This is a genomic window from Rahnella sp. CFA14(1/10) (genome assembly GCF_004195095.1).
GTDB classification, from domain to species: domain Bacteria; phylum Pseudomonadota; class Gammaproteobacteria; order Enterobacterales; family Enterobacteriaceae; genus Rahnella; species Rahnella perminowiae.
Genome location: NZ_SEWS01000002.1, coordinates 564,900 through 581,104 on the forward strand (window position 1 = coordinate 564,900; position 16,205 = coordinate 581,104).

Below are 16,205 nucleotides of genomic sequence, written 5' to 3' on the forward strand. Positions count from 1 at the left end.
TTTATCGCTGTCACTGACCGCCCGGAACAGGCGGTATACAGGATCAATTGAGCGGAACAAAATAAAATGGATACTCCTACATTTTCAACGACCAGAACCTCTTTTATCAGCAACATTCGCCTTATCACCCTGATTAGCCTGATTCTTACCGGGATACTTTTCCTTTTTGCTGTTGCCGTCGGCACCTCCGGTTTCTTTCTAAAGCAAAGTAATGCCGCGCTGGCAAATGCTACCCAGGAGCTGCAAATCCGTCTGGCTCTTTCCAACAGTTCAAACCATCTGCGTACCGCACGTTTGTTGCTGATTCAGGCCGCCGCAGCGGCGCGTATTGGTGACCAGGATGTGTTTAACCAAAACCTGAAAGACGCTGCCAGCCGAATTAAACAGTCACAAACTTCGTTTGAGGCTTATATCAACCGGCCGAATAAAACCGATAAAGATCGGGAAATTGATGAACCGCTGAAAAAAGCCTATGACGATTATCTGACCAAAGGCATGGCACCGATGCTGGAATCGGCCAGACAGGCACATTTCGAGGAAGTCATTTCTCAGGAAGCAGAAACGGTACGTAGTCTGGATCTCGCCAATAATATCCCTCTGCTGGCGGCAATTGCTTATCGTACCGAAACGGCTAATGCCATCAATGATAAAGCGCAGCATAATGCCGTGCTCGGTTATACCCTGATGGGTGGCGGTTTCCTGCTGGCACTGGTGCTGACCTTCATCACTTACCTGGTGATGCGTAAAGTCATTATTCATCCGCTGAACAGACTGGTGATGCGCATTCAGAAAATTGCTGAGGGAGACCTGACGCAACCCGCACAAGTGCAGGGCCGCAATGAAATCGGCGTACTGAGTAATAATGTGGATCAAATGCAACGCTCGCTGGCATCAACGGTTCTGACTGTTCGTGAAGGCGCGGTGTCTATTTATCAGGGCTCGACGGAAATTGCTTCAGGTAATACCGATTTGTCTTCGCGGACCGAACAACAGGCCGCGGCACTGGAAGAAACGGCTGCCAGTATGGAACAGCTAACGGCTACGGTGAAACAGAACTCCGAAAATGCCCATCACGCCAGTAAACTGGCTGCAGACGCTTCAAACAAAGCGCAAAAAGGCGGGAATATTGTGGCGGACGTGGTCAGTACCATGGATAAGATTTCCCGGAGTTCGACCAAAATCGCCGAAATCACTAATGTGATCAACAGTATCGCTTTTCAGACAAACATTCTGGCACTCAATGCTGCTGTGGAAGCAGCACGCGCCGGTGAGCAGGGACGTGGATTTGCGGTGGTGGCCAGCGAAGTGCGCAATCTGGCGCAACGAAGCGCACAGGCAGCGAAAGAAATTGAAGCACTGATTGAAGAATCTGTCGATTACGTTGGTGAAGGCAGCATTCTGGTGGGTGACGCGGGAGACACAATGTCAGAAATTGTTACCGCTGTCAGCCATGTGACGGACATTATGGGCGAAATCGCTTCCGCATCGGATGAACAAAGTCGCGGGATCAGTCAGGTCAGCCAGGCAGTGTCAGAAATGGATGGTGTCACGCAGCAAAACGCCTCGCTGGTGCAGGAAGCATCTGCCGCCGCCGCGTCACTTGAAGAGCAGGCCGCCCGCCTGACACAGGCTGTGGCTGTGTTCCGTCTCGATGGCAGCATCCGCAGTGCGCAACCACAACCCCCGGCATCATCCCGCTCCCTGCCCGGCCAGGCTTCCCGTTCGCCTAAAGGGGGAAACGATGAACCGAACTGGGAAACGTTCTGATAACGGCCTCAGCGTCATTACCGGCAGGCAATAAGTAAAAAAAACCGGCGGCAAAAATCTTGCCCCGGTTTTTTTTATTCACGACAGACATCGCATAAATATTATTCAGAACCTTCGCGGGGTTCAACGAATGTGCCATCTTTAGTATCGCCTTCATTGAAGAACCAGATACCTGCCGGATAATCTTCCAGCGAAACCAGATACATGACGCCTTCATAAAACTCTTCTACGGCTAATACCTTACCTTCACGGCGCGGTCCGCCGTCAGTTTTTACTGTCACAAGATCATTAACTTTCATCAGGTTATCCCATGGTTTTCAATTATGATTATTGTAGTACAGACCATCGCACAAAGGCATGCCTGACAGGAAAGATGATGCGAAACGGTAAAATAACCCGGTGGAAATCATTTGCACTTTCTTAACGAATTCGGGCAAGAATCCTGAGTTTCATTTCTTCTATACTGGCTGCGTGCTCACCCCCGAGGGAGTGCAGAATGAATGTCATAAGAAATATTTTGCCCGCCTCTGTGCGGGCTTTTTTTTATCTTTTAGCCAGCGACCGCCGGTTAAGACAGCAGACGCTCGCGAAAATGACAAAAGACCTATCAGCAAAGAGTGAATGGGCAAACAACAGGCGTAAAAAAACCCGCGCATGCGGGTTTTTGTCATCTGTACTTTTATCGCTGAACCAGCGGTAAAGTAAGATTAGATAGCGGTAACGTTAGCCGCAGACGGACCTTTAGCACCGTTCTCGATAGTGAACTGTACGTTCTGGCCTTCAGCCAGGGTCTTGAAACCTTGATCCTGGATAGCGGAGAAGTGTACGAACACATCTTTGCTGCCGTCAGCAGGAGTGATGAAGCCAAAGCCTTTAGACTCGTTAAACCACTTAACCTGACCTTTCATCATTGACATAGGAATTACCTTTTAAAAATAAATTTCGCCACCATGGGCATGTTATAGCCGGATTTCAGTCGTTACTTATGGAGGCACTAAGAAGGAAATTCGTCAGAGCAGGGTTATCATGGATAACGCTTTAAATTGGAACAACTTTACTCAGGATGTCGTGCATAAATAGGTCTGTACCACAGGCCGGTATGTATTTACTCATGACTGCCCCTTAATAGCAACTCTTTTTAATGCAATGGGGCGGTAAAGCGTGAAATTAGTCATTTTTTGTACCAGACAGTACAATTGGCGTACAATTATCAGGCTACTTTTCAACGGGTTGTGAATTATCTGCTGCCAAAACCGCTCCACAGTGCGCGCAAAATTTTGCATCAATTTCGTGGCCGGAATGCAGACAAGTCTGACAGGAACGGGCAGCACGCCCTTTTTCCAATTCTTGTGACATATAAGCCGTTAAAATCCCGGTCGGCACGGCGATGATAGAGTACCCCAGCAGGATCAGCACCGACGCAAGCATTCTTCCCAGCGCGGTATGCGGCGTAATGTCACCGTATCCGACTGTCGTCAATGTCACCACGGCCCAGTAAACAGATGCGCCCAGCGAGGTGAATCCGTCACCGCCGCCTTCGACTGCAAACATCAGCCCGCCGAAAAGACAAAGAATGATGGCGACAAACCCAAAGAAGATGCTGAGCTTACGTTTCGCGCGCATCACGCTGCGCCATAAAACCCCGGCGTCGCTCATATAGCGCAGCAGCTTCAGCACCCGCAGCACACGTAAAATTCTCAGCAGGCGGATCAGGATCTCCAGATTCCCCGCCCCCGCAAAAGAAGGCAGCATCCACAGGATGTACATGGGCAGAATGGTGCAGAGATCAATAATGCCAAAAAAACTCACCGGATAGCGGGTTTTGCGCGGCGAACAGATCACCCGTAAAACGTATTCCAGCGTAAAAAGCGCGGTAAACCCCATTTCGACCAGGCCGAACAACGGGATGATCTCAGGTGTCGCCGGAAATAAGTCACGTGCACTGGATTCGATAAACAACACCAGCACGCTGAGCAGTGACAACAGGATCCAAAATATTTCCATCCGTCGTCCAGTGCGGGTGCGGTGTTCAAATAAAAGGGCATAACAACGGCGTCGGGCTGACGCGAAAAAACGATAATCCTGAGACATAACCGGCACCGGCAAAAAGGAATTATGGCAAGAATAGACGCTTTTCATTGCCGCGCCTACGGACAAACAGCCCATAAAAAAGCCGGTCACACAAAGTATTGGTGCAATACGCTGTGTGACCGGCTTTTAAGGGTGGGTCTGCTGGCGGAACGACGCATTAATCCATTAATTCAGATACCGCGTGGCGAACATACGCCGTAATTTGCGCGACGTCTTCTGCGTCCGCACTGCCGCCGCCAATCGACCGCACGGTATTCTCGAGATGGCCGATATCCTGCTCAACTTTCTTCGCAATCTGCACTTTTACGATGGTGTCGACTGAAGAGATAAAAGCCCGCATGACAGCCTTCAGCGCGAAAATCTCACCGAAAGAATCGTACGCAGGTTTGTCAGAGGCCGCTGGTTGAGCAGCCCGTGGGGGCAAGTTTTTCAGCCTGTCCACATGTTCAATCATCAGATCCATATCTCTGATGAGTTCGTCAAAACTCTTAGCCACTGGTTTTCCTTCGCCCGGCGAAAGGCAGCAGGATACCACCGCGCTTTCAAGCCGAGAAGTCACAGAAACGTGTAAAGAGTAAATTTCGCCACAATGCGCCCGCCCTGCCGTGTTCTTTCACTCAAAGAGTGATAAACCGGGCAGGCGCATCAGGTCGCTATTTAATCCATGTGATTCAATACGGCCTTCAGGCGTTTTTCAGTGACGCCATATCAACAACAAAGCGGTATTTCACGTCGCTTTTCAGCATACGTTCATACGCGCCGTTGATATCCTGCATGTCGATCATTTCCACATCACAGGAAATATCATGGGCGGCACAGAAATCCAGCATTTCCTGGGTTTCAGCGATACCACCGATCAGGGAACCGGCAACCGTTTTACGCCCCATAATCAGTTTGCCGCTGTGCAGCGCAGGTTCGATTGGTTCGATCAGACCGACCAAGATATGGGTGCCGTCACGTTTAAGCGTATCCAGGTACGGGTTCAGATCATGTGGGTTAGGTACGGTGTCCAGAATGAAATCGAAGTGGCTTTTAACTGCTGCCATTTGCGCTTCATCGGTTGACAACACGACGTGGTCAGCGCCCAGACGGTAAGCTTCCTGCTCTTTACCTTTGGAACGGGTGAACAGCGTAACGTCTGCGCCCAGTGCTTTGGCAAACTTCAGACCCATATGGCCCAGACCGCCCAGCCCCACCACAGCCACTTTGTGACCTTTACCGACTTTCCAGTGTTTCAGCGGAGAGTAAGTGGTAATACCCGCACACAGCAGCGGTGCCGCAGATTTGATGTCCAGCTTTTCAGAAACGCGCAGAACAAATTTTTCTGAAACCACAATTTGTTCAGAATAACCACCATAGGTCATCATGTTGTCATGACGATCATGGCTGTTATAAGTCATGGTAGCGCCTTCTTCACAGTACTGTTCCAGGCTTTCTGCACAGGATTCACAATGCTGACAAGAATCGACCATACAACCGACACCGACGGTATCGCCCACTTTGAAACCCGCGACTTTCGCACCAATCTGTTTCACGCGTCCGATAATTTCATGCCCCGGAACCATCGGATAAATGCTTTGATGCCATTCATTACGCGCCTGGTGGATGTCGGAGTGACAAACACCGCAGTACAGAATGTCGATCACAACGTCAGTATCACGCGGGTCACGGCGAACAAAATTATGAGGCGCAAGAGGCGCATCCGCTGAAAGTGCAGCGAAACCACGAACGTTAAGCGTCATTTTTATCTCCTGATTGGATTACGGAATACTGCATGCCCGCAGAAAAGGCAGGCACCGTAAAATTATGACGGCTTAAGGTGACTCACTGATATAACGATCCTCGCCATTACTTGCCTGAATCTGTTTTTTTCAGGATTTTTAGCATGGATTGTACAGAGACTAAACAATGGCGCTCTGCCCGCAAAGCGCCATGTTTTCAGAAAGGATTAAATCAGACCCGCTTCTTTCAGTTCGCTTTTCAGGTAAGCGTAATAGATAGGCGCCGCGACGACGCCGGGTATACCGAACGCCGCCTCGAAGATAAGCATCGCCAGTAAAACTTCCCAGGATTTCGCCTTGATACGGCTGCCCACAATACGGGCATTAAGAAAGTATTCCACTTTATGGATGATAATCAGATATGCCAGCACCAGCGCACCGACCCACAATGACAGCGACAGGCCGACAATGAAAATCAGTGTATTCGAAATCAGATTACCGATAACCGGCAGCAGTCCGCAGACGAATGTCACGACAACCAGTGTTTTCGCCAGCGGCAGATGAATGCCGAACAACGGTAAAATACCGAACAGGAAAATGCCGGACAGTACGGTATTGATCAGGGAAATCTGGAACTGCGCAAAGACTACGTTACGGAAGGCTTCGCCCAATAAATGCATCCGTTGCAATAACTCTTTTTTCAGTGGCGCGTGCAGTTCCCCCTTACGCGGCTGCTGAAGCGAGATAATCGCCCCGAGGATCATACCGATAATCATGGTCAGGAAAACATGGGCGGCGTTCTTGCCAACGGCCTGAATCATCACAATATGCTCACGCAACCACAGCAGGAAACTACGCTGCAACTCTTCAATATTCGCCGGTAAATAATGCAGTAATACGGGCGATAAGCGGCTTTGAGCGTCTGTCAGCAGACGCGATACCATGGCGTTAAATGCCACGGGATTACGCATATCTTCCATCAGAAAATCGGCAATGCCCGCAATCGCCAGCGTCAGACAACTGATAACCAGGGTCGCAATAATGGCCACCACTAGCCAGCGTGCACGTTCGCCACTGATAATTTTTTGAAAGTACGGAGTAAGCGCATTGATGAGTTCAAACACTAAAAAACCGGCAATAAAACATGCCAGTAAATGAAGAGGAAGAATCAGTAACAACCCGCCCGTCACAATCACCACACTGAGCCAGCGAATTTGATTCGATCTCATAATTTGCATTGCCTGTATCCTTAGATCTCTGTGTACCGGGCTTCCCCCGGATCGGGTCATATCATAGCACTGAAGTCCGGCGCACAATCCTCTGACAACTTAACCCGTTAAGAAAATTTTGACAGACAGAGAGGTTCTTCTATCATCTCCCCCTGAAAAGATCGTAAAGAAAATCCGAGAGTCTGGAGAATAATATGTCTGAAGTAATTCGCGAGAAACTGGCCCTGCCTGCCGGACACGATAAATTATTACTGCATTCCTGCTGTGCGCCCTGCTCAGGCGAAGTGATGGAAGCCATTCAGGCATCGGGGATCGACTATACGATTTTCTTCTACAATCCTAATATTCACCCGCAGAAAGAATATCTGCTACGTAAAGAAGAAAATATGCGTTTTGCCGAACTGCATGGCATTCCTTTTATCGATGCCGATTATGACACCGATAACTGGTTTGCGCGGGCAAAGGGAATGGAAAATGAACCTGAGCGTGGTGTGCGCTGCACCATGTGTTTTGATATGCGTTTTGAACGCACGGCATTATATGCCTTTGAACATGGTTTCAGCGCCATCACCAGTTGTCTGGGTATCTCCCGCTGGAAAGACATGAAGCAAATCACCGGCAGCGGCGAACGTGCCGCGGCACCTTACCCGGGCATGATTTACTGGGATTATAACTGGCGTAAAAAAGGCGGATCGGCGCGCATGATTGAAATCAGCAAGCGCGAACGCTTTTACCAACAGGAATACTGCGGCTGTGTTTATTCCTTGCGCGACAGTAACTTACACCGCAAAGCACAAGGCCGTGGGCTGATCAAACTCGGCGTCAAATATTACGGCGACGAAGACAACGAATAAAACTGCCTGAACCCTCTCTTTTTGTTATATCCGGTCAACAGGCCGGGTTAATTATTCTGTTATTTCGCCCGCCTCCTGTCAGATTCGCCAGTCATAATTGACACGTTAGTTATTTATTTTGCCAGCCCCTTAAGCCTGAGTTTTCTAGAATAATTTCCTATGACCTGCCCCGCCTTTGTGCCTTGTATTCACCACTGTTGCTTGTTACTTTCCGTCTCATATTTTTATATATATGTATTTAACATAAGCAATAACACCCGGTTATTACAGGTGTATCAACATTATTCAGGTTCATTAAAAATATAAAGCAAACACGTCATTATTGAGGGACAAAATATGTGGGTATTAATAGGTATTCCGATCGTTGTGCTGGGTTTTGCACTGCGGTTTAACTCTTTACTGGTGGTGACGGTCGCCGGTATTTCGACCGGCCTGGCGGGCGGAATGCACACCGTTGATATCATCAGCGCATTTGGCAAAGCGTTCACCGATAATCGCTATATGGGGTTGATATGGCTGACACTGCCGGTGATTGCCATCCTCGAGCGCAGCGGCCTGAAAGAACAGGCGCGTCATTTAATTTCCAAAGTACATGCTGCCACCACCGGTCGCGTGCTGATGCTGTACTTTTTCCTGCGCCAGATGACCGCCGCACTGGGGCTTAACTCGCTCGGTGGTCATGCGCAGATGGTACGCCCGCTGATCGCGCCGATGGCTGAAGCCGCAGCCACCACCAGATACGGCGATTTGCCCAATGATATCCGTCAGAAGATCCGGGCTCATGCCGCCGCAACCGATAATGTGGCCGTTTTCTTCGGCGAGGACATTTTCATTGCGGTGCAATCTATCCTCCTGATTAAAGGCTTTTTGGAACAGTACGGCATTAACGTTGAACCGTTGCACCTGTCTGTCTGGGCGATCCCGACGGCTATTGCTGCGCTGATTATCCATTTTATTCGTCTGTGGTTACTTGACCGTTCGCTGGCTAAGCGCTTTGACGTGCAACACGGGAGCGCGGCGAAATGATCACCTTGCAGACTGTTTATATTCTTGCGGGACTGATGTTCTGTGCTTATGCATTTTTCAACGTACGCGACAAAAGCCACTCACGCCGTTATGTCAATGCGCTGTTCTGGGGGATTTACGGCATAACTTTCCTGTTTGGTGCGCAATTGCCACACTTCATTACCGGTTGTATGGCGATTCTGCTGGCGATCATCGCCGGGAGCGGAAAACTGGGGAAAGGCAAATCAGAAAGCGGACAGCCTGATCAGGTTGAAAAGCGTGAAGCTGGCTCAAAACGTTTTGGCAATAAACTGTTTATTCCTGCCCTGTTGATCCCCCTGGTGACCCTGGCTGGCACCCTGACGCTGAAATACACGCCGCTGGTGGAAGCCAAAAACGTCACGCTGATTTCGCTGGTAATCGGCACGCTGGTGGCCTTCATCGTGGCGCTGATTATGCTGCGTGATTCGCCGGTCAAAGCAGTGAAAGCGGGGGGACAGACAATGGATACCGTTGGCTGGGCAGCTATTTTGCCACAAATGCTGGCCGCTCTTGGCGCGTTGTTTGCACTGGCGGGAGTCGGCGGCGTGGTGTCGGACCTGGTCAAAAATATCATTCCGCTCGGTTCACCGCTGGCGATTGTGATTGCCTATACCTTCGGCATGGCGCTTTTCACGATGATCATGGGAAACGGTTTTGCCGCCTTCCCGGTCATGACGGCGGGGATCGGGCTGCCACTTATCGTCAACCAGCTGGGCGGAAATCCGGCGATTATGGGCGCGATCGGCATGTTATCCGGTTTCTGCGGCACCCTGATGACCCCGATGGCAGCCAATTTTAATATCGTCCCCGCGGCGCTGCTGGAATTGCAGGATAAGAATGGCGTGATTAAAGCGCAGTGGAAAACCGGTGTATTACTGTTGCTGGTCAATACCGCGTTTATGTATTTCTTTGTGTTCCGTTTCTGATAAGGAAAGACGATGACGACGCAACAACATAGTGTACTGACGGCAGAGATGGCATCCCGTTTTGCTTCACTGGCACTGAATCACTTAACACGCGAATACCCGAATAAACTCATGCATGCCATGAGCAGCGCAGCGGATGCGCAAACGCCACGCCAGTTGCATCCGATCTTTTACGGCAGCTATGACTGGCATTCCTGTGTGCACGGATACTGGTTATTGCTGCGACTGCTGGATCGTTTTCCACAACTGCCGGAAGCAGAAAAAATCATTGAGGTGGCCGGCCGGCATTTCACGGCAGAAAATGTCGCCGGTGAAATGGCCTATCTGCAACAGACGCAACATGCCGGATTTGAACGGCCGTATGGCTGGGCGTGGTGTCTGGCGCTGAGCCAGCAATTGCATGAAATGACCCTGCCACAGGCTGCGGAATGGGCGAAAACGCTCGCGCCCATGAGCCGGTTCTTCGAAAAGAGTTTTAGCACGTTTCTGCCAAAGGCAACCTATCCCCTGCGGGTCGGCAGCCATTTCAACACAGCTTTTGCCCTGGCGTTAACACTGGATTATGCCCGCTGTGTTAAGCATCACAAACTGGCAGAATTGATCGAAGAAACGGCATTGCGCTGGCATCTTGAAGATGTGCATTGTCAGGCATGGGAACCGGGCGGTGATGAATTCCTTTCACCTTCCCTGATGGAAGCTGAACTGATGCGCCGAGTTTTACCGCCCGAAGCATTTGTGACCTGGTTTGGCCGTTTTTTACCGGATCTGGCGCACAGCCAGCCTGCGACACTGTTTATCCCCGCCACGGTCACTGACCGCAGCGACGGTAAAATTGGCCATCTGGACGGGCTGAATCTCAGCCGTGCCTGGTGTCAGCGTTCGCTGGCCTCTGCGCTGCCAGCGGGTGATCCGCGTGCGGTCTTGCTACGTCAGACGGCAGAAGCCCATCTGCACAGCGCGCTGAACCATCTCGACAGCACCTATATGGGCGAGCACTGGCTGGCAACCTTTGCCCTGTTAGCACTCGAAGCCTGACAGCCCGTCACCTCTGTTCAGCCGCAGGATTACCCTAAACCCGTTAACGAATGATCCCGCGCGCTGAATGAAGGAAAAAAGCATTGAAGTGGCACAGTAACGGATATTCCGTGCTGAGCCGCTCAATTTCTGACTTTACCCGTTCAATCGTTTCCTGCCGGTGATAAAGCAAATCGTACAGATAGCGGATGATATTTTGCTGCGTACTGCCAGCCCGGCAAAATTCTGCTGTCTGCTCGTTTATCCCTTTAGGTACCGCGCGGTTTCCGCCTGCCATCACAAACGGCGGCACATCCTGCACCACACACGTATTGGCAAGCAAACGGGCTCCCGCACCAATAATACAAAACTGATGCACTGCGCTCAGGGCATCAATCCGCGCATCATTACCTAATAAAACATGCCCTGCCAGAGCACTATGTTCGCCAATGAACGTGGCATTTCCCACCTGGCAGTCATGGCCGAGATGGACACCCCGCTCAAAAATATTCAGATGCCCTATCCGGGTCATACCGCCGCCCTGTACAGTGCCTCGATGTAATGTGGCATGGCAGCCAATCTGGTTTCCATTGCCGATTTCCAGCCCGGTAGGTTCTCCGGCGTATTTCAAATCCTGACTGATTTCGCCAATGGATGAGCCTCTGCCAATCTGATTATCCCTACCTATTTTGGTATTGCCGTTGATGATGACATGCGAAGAAATGCATGTTCCTTCGCCAATTTGCACACCCGCTGAAATAACACAAAAAGGCCCGATAACCACTCGCGGCCCAATAATCACACCGGGTTCAATAATGCTGCTGGCCGCAATGATGGCCGAAGATGAGATCAACACGAATATCCTTCTGACAGCCCGCAGACAGTCAGTGATGAATTAAACCGGTCAGGCATAATCAGGGAAAGACAAAATGAGCGGAGGGAAACGCGCTCAGAGAGGTTTAAACAAAGGGTGTTTCGTTGAACATCCACATCGCTACGCCGGTGAGCATAAGGCTTCATGCAAGAAAAGGCGGTCTCTTATATTTTATATATTTTCTGAACTTTTTCAGAAACGCTGCAGGATGAAGGATTTATGACGGGTAGATTAAGGCTTTCTTAAGCTTGGATGAATATTCTTATGAATATTCATTTCCGTACGTTATCTTTCCCTCACATTAACCCTGCTACCGTCATTTTGTTGGGAGTTTTCATTGCGCTATATATTTCCGAAGATCAGCTACTTTACGCTGACTTTATTGCTGACCCTGTATTTTACCTTTGTGGTTAACTTACCTATTTTGTTGCATTTTTACCGCATCTTAAATGCACTGCCCGCATACAATCTGGCTTTCGCCCTGAGCATTCCGGTCGCGCTGTTTGCCGCACTGAACTTTGTGTTCACCCCTTTCAGTTTTCGCCCGTTGCTTAAGCCATTCTTCATTATCGTGCTCCCGGTCAGTGCCCTCGCCAGTTTCGCGATGATGACCTTCCAGGTCGTTTTCGATCGCGGCATGATCGAGAATATCCTCGAGACGCAATCTGCTGAAGCATCTTCATACCTGAATCTGAAAGTGGTGCTGTGGTTTGTCTTCACCGGCGTTTTGCCCGCGATTTTGCTTTTCCTGACACCGGTCAGCTATGAAAAAACACCGCTGCGCCGTCTGGGAGTACGCCTGGTGTCAATGGTGATTTCATTGCTGGTCGTTGCTTCCATTGCCGGCGTTTTTTACAAAGATTATGCTTCCGTTGGCCGTAACAACCGCACTCTGAATCTGGAAATCGTACCGACCAACTATCTTTACAGTGCGTTCCAGTACATGAATCACCGTTACTTCACACCGAAAATGCCGTTCCGGACTCTTGGTAATGATGCAAAACTGGTACAACAACCGGGGCAAAAACCCAATCTGGTGTTCCTGGTGATCGGGGAAACAGCACGGGCGCAAAATCAGTCGTATGAGGGATACGCCAAACCAACCAATCAGTACACGCAAGCCATTCCGGACGTGGTGTACTTTACGAAGATGACGTCATGCGGTACGGCAACGGCAATTTCTGTGCCGTGCATGTTCTCAAACATGAAACGCACCAGTTACGACGCCAACCGCGCCCGTAACAGTGAAGGTTTGCTGGATATTCTGCATAAGGCCGGCGTTTCAGTATTCTGGAAAGACAATGACGAAGGCTGTAAAGGGGTCTGCGACCGTGTGCCGAATGTCACCATTAATACCCAAAAAGACGGTAAATATTGTGATGGTGATACCTGCTACGACATGGCACTGATGCAGAATATTGATGATGACATCAAGGCTGACGGCAAAAATACGCTGATTAGCTTACATCTGATCGGCAGCCACGGCCCGACATATTACAAACGCTATCCTCAGGAATTCCGCAAGTTCATGCCTGACTGCCCGCGCAGCGACATTGAAAACTGTTCACAAGAACAACTGGTGAATACCTACGATAATACGCTGCTTTACACGGATTACATGGTGTCGCAGGTGATTGAAAAAGCGAAGCAGTATCAGGATAAGTACAATGTGGCCGTCATTTATCTTTCCGACCATGGTGAATCCTTGGGTGAAAATGGCCTGTATCTGCACGGTACGCCTTACAGCGTGGCACCGGCGCAACAGACCCATGTGCCGATGCTATTCTGGCTGTCTGATGGCTATGTCAAAGCGCAGGGAATAGATATGCAATGCCTGAAATCCAATGCTGCGAACAAAGACGTTTCGCAGGATAACCTGTTCCACACCGTGCTGAGCGCGATGAACGTACAGACCTCAGAACGTGATCCACAACTGGATATTCTGGCGGCCTGCCGCCCATCTCAGAAGTAGTCACGCCCGTAGCTGAAAGGGTTTGCTGCCAGAATGTTATGGCAGCAAACCGCACTCTGTCAGAATGCTTGTTGCCAGTGCGCTGACCGTTTTATCGAACTGCTCAGATTGATTATCCATCACCATATACAGTGCCGTTTGCCGCACCGTTCTGGTTGTTAATTCAAGACGGCGAAGCAAACCGCTCTCCAGCGTTTTCTCCACACTTTCCAGCGGCAGCCAGCCGTATCCTACGCCCACCATAATCGCTTCCATCGCGGCCCCGACAGTAGTGAAGGTCCAGCTGGCACGGGTGCCGGATGGTGCATTTTCATTACGCGGCGAGTGCCGGTCGGCCACGCTGATCAGCGGGAAGCGTGCCAGGTCCTCTGCGGTCAGCGGAACGGCGAGGCTCATCAGCGGATGATCGTTTTTCGCCACCGGGACAAAATCCACGTCCAGCAGAAAGCGTCCCTGTATGGCATTTTCCGGTGCCAGCGTGGTGATGTATAAATCAGCAGACCGTTCGTTTAATTGCTCCAGGCTTTCTCCGCGCAAAATTTCCGTCAGGTGCACCCGGGTATCGGGAAATTGTTGTTGAAAACTTTTAAGCGCGCGAAACAACCGGTATTTCGGAAAGACGCTGTCGACCACCAGGCTCAGTTCGGTGCGTGTTCCGCCTTTCAGCCCGGCAGCGCGGTGCTCAAGCTGCAAAAAGGCTGAAATAAGCGGCATTGCCTGCGTCAGCAACGCCCGTCCCTGCCCGGTCAGGGTCGCTTTACGACCCTGAATTTCCAGCAACGGCAGGCCAAGCCGTTCCTGCAATCCGCTCAGCGCATAACTGACAGAAGACTGGCTGCGGTTCAGCACCCGCGCTGCCTGCGCGTAACTCCCCTGTTCAATGACCGTCTGCAACACCACCCACTGCTCAAGAGTGGTTCGTGGAAGTGCCATGCTTTTTTCCTTCGGAGAAATTTATCGGAATTTTAGATGCTTTTTATCAGAAAAGAGCGTTTTTTTATCAATTTTTTAGCGTGTACTCTCTCTCTATCGAAACAGCACTGACATACGTCGCACTAATAAGGAGAATTATTATGAGCAGCTTTGATAAACACGACCTGAGCAATTTCATCGGCAAACACGTGGTTTACACCTATGACAATGGCTGGAATTATGAAATCTATGTGAAAAATGCCGGAACGCTGGATTACCGCATTCATAGCGGGCTGGTTGGCAACCGCTGGGTGAAAGATCAGCAAGCTTATATCGTGCGTGTGGCTTCTGATGTGTACAAAATTTCCTGGACAGAGCCGACCGGTACCGATGTCAGCCTGATAGTCAACCTGGGTGACAACGTGTTCCACGGCACGATTTTCTTTCCACGCTGGATCATGAACAATCCGGAAAAAACCGTTTGCTTCCAGAACGAACATATTCCGCTGATGAATTCATATCGCGATGCCGGCCCGGCTTATCCGACGGAAGTCATTGATGAATTCGCGACCATAACTTTCGTCCGCGACTGCGGCGCCGACAATAACGCGGTGATCGACTGCCCGGCCAGCGAGTTACCGGCTAACTTCCCGGACAATCTGCGTTAATCACTAAACCACAGACATAAAAAACCACAGTCCGTAATGGCTGTGGTTTTTTATGAACAGGGGTCAGAGATACAGGCCGTCAGCGTGCCAGCGTTTTCAGCAGCGTCGCATTGAATTTTTCCGGTTCTTCCATCTGCGGTGCGTGTCCAAGGCCTTTAAACTCGATCAGTTTCGCGTGCGGAATAAGCTTCGCAACCTGTTTGCCCAGCACGTTGTAATGGCCGATTTTGGCTTTCACCGCAGGCGGGGCAATATCGCTGCCAATGGCTGTGGTGTCAGCCGTGCCAATTATCAGGGTGGTGGGTACGCGGAGATTTTTGAATTCGTAAAAGACCGGCTGAGTGAAAATCATGTCGTAAATCAGCGCTGAGTTCCATGCTACCAGCTTGTGCCCCGGACCGTTATTCAGGCCTGCCAGCATATCGACCCAGCGGTCATATTCCGGTTTCCATTTATTCACGTAATACGTTTTTAATTCGTACTGTTTAATGCTGTCCGCTGAGGTTTTCAGTTCGCGATCATACCACTGATCGACCGTACGATAGGGAACGCCTTTGGCTTTCCAGTCTTCCAGACCAATCGGGTTCACCAGCACCAGTTTCGTCACTTCCGGCGCATACATCAGGCTGTAACGTGTCGCCAGCATGCCGCCAGTCGAATGCCCGACAATAACGGCTTTGCTGATTTTAAGGTTTTTCAACAACTCATGCGTGTTGGTCGCCAACTGCTGGAAACTGTACTGGTAATGGGAAGGCTTGGTCGATGAACAGAACCCGACCTGATCAGGCGCGATAACCCGATAGCCATGACTTACCAGAGCCGAAATAGTGTCACCCCAGGTTGCGGCACAGAAATTCTTGCCATGCATCAGCACCACAGTCTGGCCGTTTTTATGCCCGGCAGGGGCAACGTCCAGATAGCCCATTTGCAGCGGTGCACCCTGGGAACTAAAGGAAAATTGCTTCAGCGGGAACGGATAATCAAATCCCTGCAATTGCGGGCCGTAAGCGGGAGCGTCTGCCGCCATTATTGAGCCGGAGAAAGAAAAGGATAAAACAGCCGCATAAAAGAGCACTTTAAAACGGGGAAGCATCGGGTTGTCCTGGTGGCGTTCACTGAACAGACGGCGT

Annotated in this window: 16 protein-coding genes; 7 read left to right on the forward strand and 9 right to left on the reverse strand. The window is 50.4% G+C overall.

The window, feature by feature from the left end:
* The first annotated feature begins 66 nt into the window (after window positions 1-66).
* A complete protein-coding gene (locus EVX52_RS06120; RefSeq protein WP_129951037.1) occupies window positions 67-1,767 on the forward strand; it encodes a methyl-accepting chemotaxis protein in 1,701 nt (566 codons plus the stop codon).
* Window positions 1,768-1,868: 101 nt separating this feature from the next.
* Here EVX52_RS06120 and dsrB read toward each other — a convergent pair whose 3' ends face one another.
* From dsrB to EVX52_RS06150, 6 genes are all read right to left on the reverse strand, one after another.
* Window positions 1,869-2,066: a protein DsrB gene (gene dsrB / locus EVX52_RS06125; RefSeq protein WP_015697634.1), complete on the reverse strand. Its 198-nt coding sequence runs from the start codon at window positions 2,064-2,066 to the stop codon at window positions 1,869-1,871.
* Window positions 2,067-2,474: 408 nt separating this feature from the next.
* The gene (gene cspE / locus EVX52_RS06130; protein WP_013575246.1) at window positions 2,475-2,684 is read right to left on the reverse strand and encodes a transcription antiterminator/RNA stability regulator CspE; all 210 of its coding nucleotides are present in this window, start codon (window positions 2,682-2,684) and stop codon (window positions 2,475-2,477) included.
* Between the two features lie 298 nt (window positions 2,685-2,982).
* Window positions 2,983-3,906, reverse strand: coding sequence for a potassium channel family protein (locus EVX52_RS06135; RefSeq protein ID WP_129951036.1), 924 nt, complete (start codon window positions 3,904-3,906; stop codon window positions 2,983-2,985).
* 109 nt (window positions 3,907-4,015) lie between these two features.
* Complete coding sequence (locus tag EVX52_RS06140) at window positions 4,016-4,354, reverse strand: hypothetical protein (protein WP_129951035.1); 339 nt, start codon at window positions 4,352-4,354, stop codon at window positions 4,016-4,018.
* A gap of 187 nt (window positions 4,355-4,541) precedes the next feature.
* Window positions 4,542-5,600, reverse strand: coding sequence for an NAD(P)-dependent alcohol dehydrogenase (locus EVX52_RS06145; RefSeq protein WP_129951034.1), 1,059 nt, complete (start codon window positions 5,598-5,600; stop codon window positions 4,542-4,544).
* A 206-nt stretch (window positions 5,601-5,806) separates the two neighbouring features.
* On the reverse strand, window positions 5,807-6,817 hold the full coding sequence (locus EVX52_RS06150) for an AI-2E family transporter (protein WP_129951033.1): 1,011 nt from the start codon (window positions 6,815-6,817) through the stop codon (window positions 5,807-5,809).
* A gap of 185 nt (window positions 6,818-7,002) precedes the next feature.
* Here EVX52_RS06150 and EVX52_RS06155 point away from each other — a divergent pair, with 185 nt between their 5' ends.
* From EVX52_RS06155 to EVX52_RS06170, 4 genes are all read left to right on the forward strand, one after another.
* Complete coding sequence (locus EVX52_RS06155) at window positions 7,003-7,662, forward strand: epoxyqueuosine reductase QueH (RefSeq protein WP_129951032.1); 660 nt, start codon at window positions 7,003-7,005, stop codon at window positions 7,660-7,662.
* 336 nt (window positions 7,663-7,998) lie between these two features.
* Window positions 7,999-8,688, forward strand: coding sequence for a DUF969 domain-containing protein (locus EVX52_RS06160; protein ID WP_129951031.1), 690 nt, complete (start codon window positions 7,999-8,001; stop codon window positions 8,686-8,688).
* A complete protein-coding gene (locus EVX52_RS06165; RefSeq protein WP_129951030.1) occupies window positions 8,685-9,635 on the forward strand; it encodes a DUF979 domain-containing protein in 951 nt (316 codons plus the stop codon). The genes EVX52_RS06160 and EVX52_RS06165 overlap by 4 nt, the downstream gene beginning before the upstream one ends.
* Before the next feature lie 12 nt (window positions 9,636-9,647).
* Window positions 9,648-10,670 (forward strand): DUF2891 domain-containing protein, encoded by a 1,023-nt coding sequence (locus EVX52_RS06170; protein ID WP_129951029.1) that lies wholly within the window; start codon window positions 9,648-9,650, stop codon window positions 10,668-10,670.
* Window positions 10,671-10,713: 43 nt separating this feature from the next.
* On the opposite strand, the gene lpxA is transcribed toward EVX52_RS06170, so the two are convergent.
* Window positions 10,714-11,502 carry an acyl-ACP--UDP-N-acetylglucosamine O-acyltransferase gene (gene lpxA / locus EVX52_RS06175; protein ID WP_238485999.1) on the reverse strand — a complete coding sequence of 263 codons (789 nt, stop codon included), beginning with the start codon at window positions 11,500-11,502 and terminating at the stop codon, window positions 10,714-10,716.
* Between the two features lie 358 nt (window positions 11,503-11,860).
* Between lpxA and EVX52_RS06180 the strand changes: the two genes are divergently transcribed.
* The gene (locus EVX52_RS06180; protein WP_129951027.1) at window positions 11,861-13,495 is read left to right on the forward strand and encodes a phosphoethanolamine transferase; all 1,635 of its coding nucleotides are present in this window, start codon (window positions 11,861-11,863) and stop codon (window positions 13,493-13,495) included.
* Window positions 13,496-13,531: 36 nt separating this feature from the next.
* Here the strand turns inward: EVX52_RS06180 and EVX52_RS06185 are convergent, their stop codons facing one another.
* The gene (locus tag EVX52_RS06185; RefSeq protein WP_129951026.1) at window positions 13,532-14,428 is read right to left on the reverse strand and encodes a LysR family transcriptional regulator; all 897 of its coding nucleotides are present in this window, start codon (window positions 14,426-14,428) and stop codon (window positions 13,532-13,534) included.
* Window positions 14,429-14,565: 137 nt separating this feature from the next.
* Here EVX52_RS06185 and EVX52_RS06190 point away from each other — a divergent pair, with 137 nt between their 5' ends.
* Window positions 14,566-15,075 (forward strand): phenolic acid decarboxylase, encoded by a 510-nt coding sequence (locus EVX52_RS06190; RefSeq protein WP_165383702.1) that lies wholly within the window; start codon window positions 14,566-14,568, stop codon window positions 15,073-15,075.
* Window positions 15,076-15,154: 79 nt separating this feature from the next.
* Here the strand turns inward: EVX52_RS06190 and EVX52_RS06195 are convergent, their stop codons facing one another.
* Complete coding sequence (locus tag EVX52_RS06195) at window positions 15,155-16,168, reverse strand: alpha/beta fold hydrolase (protein WP_129951024.1); 1,014 nt, start codon at window positions 16,166-16,168, stop codon at window positions 15,155-15,157.
* Window positions 16,169-16,205 lie beyond the last annotated feature (37 nt).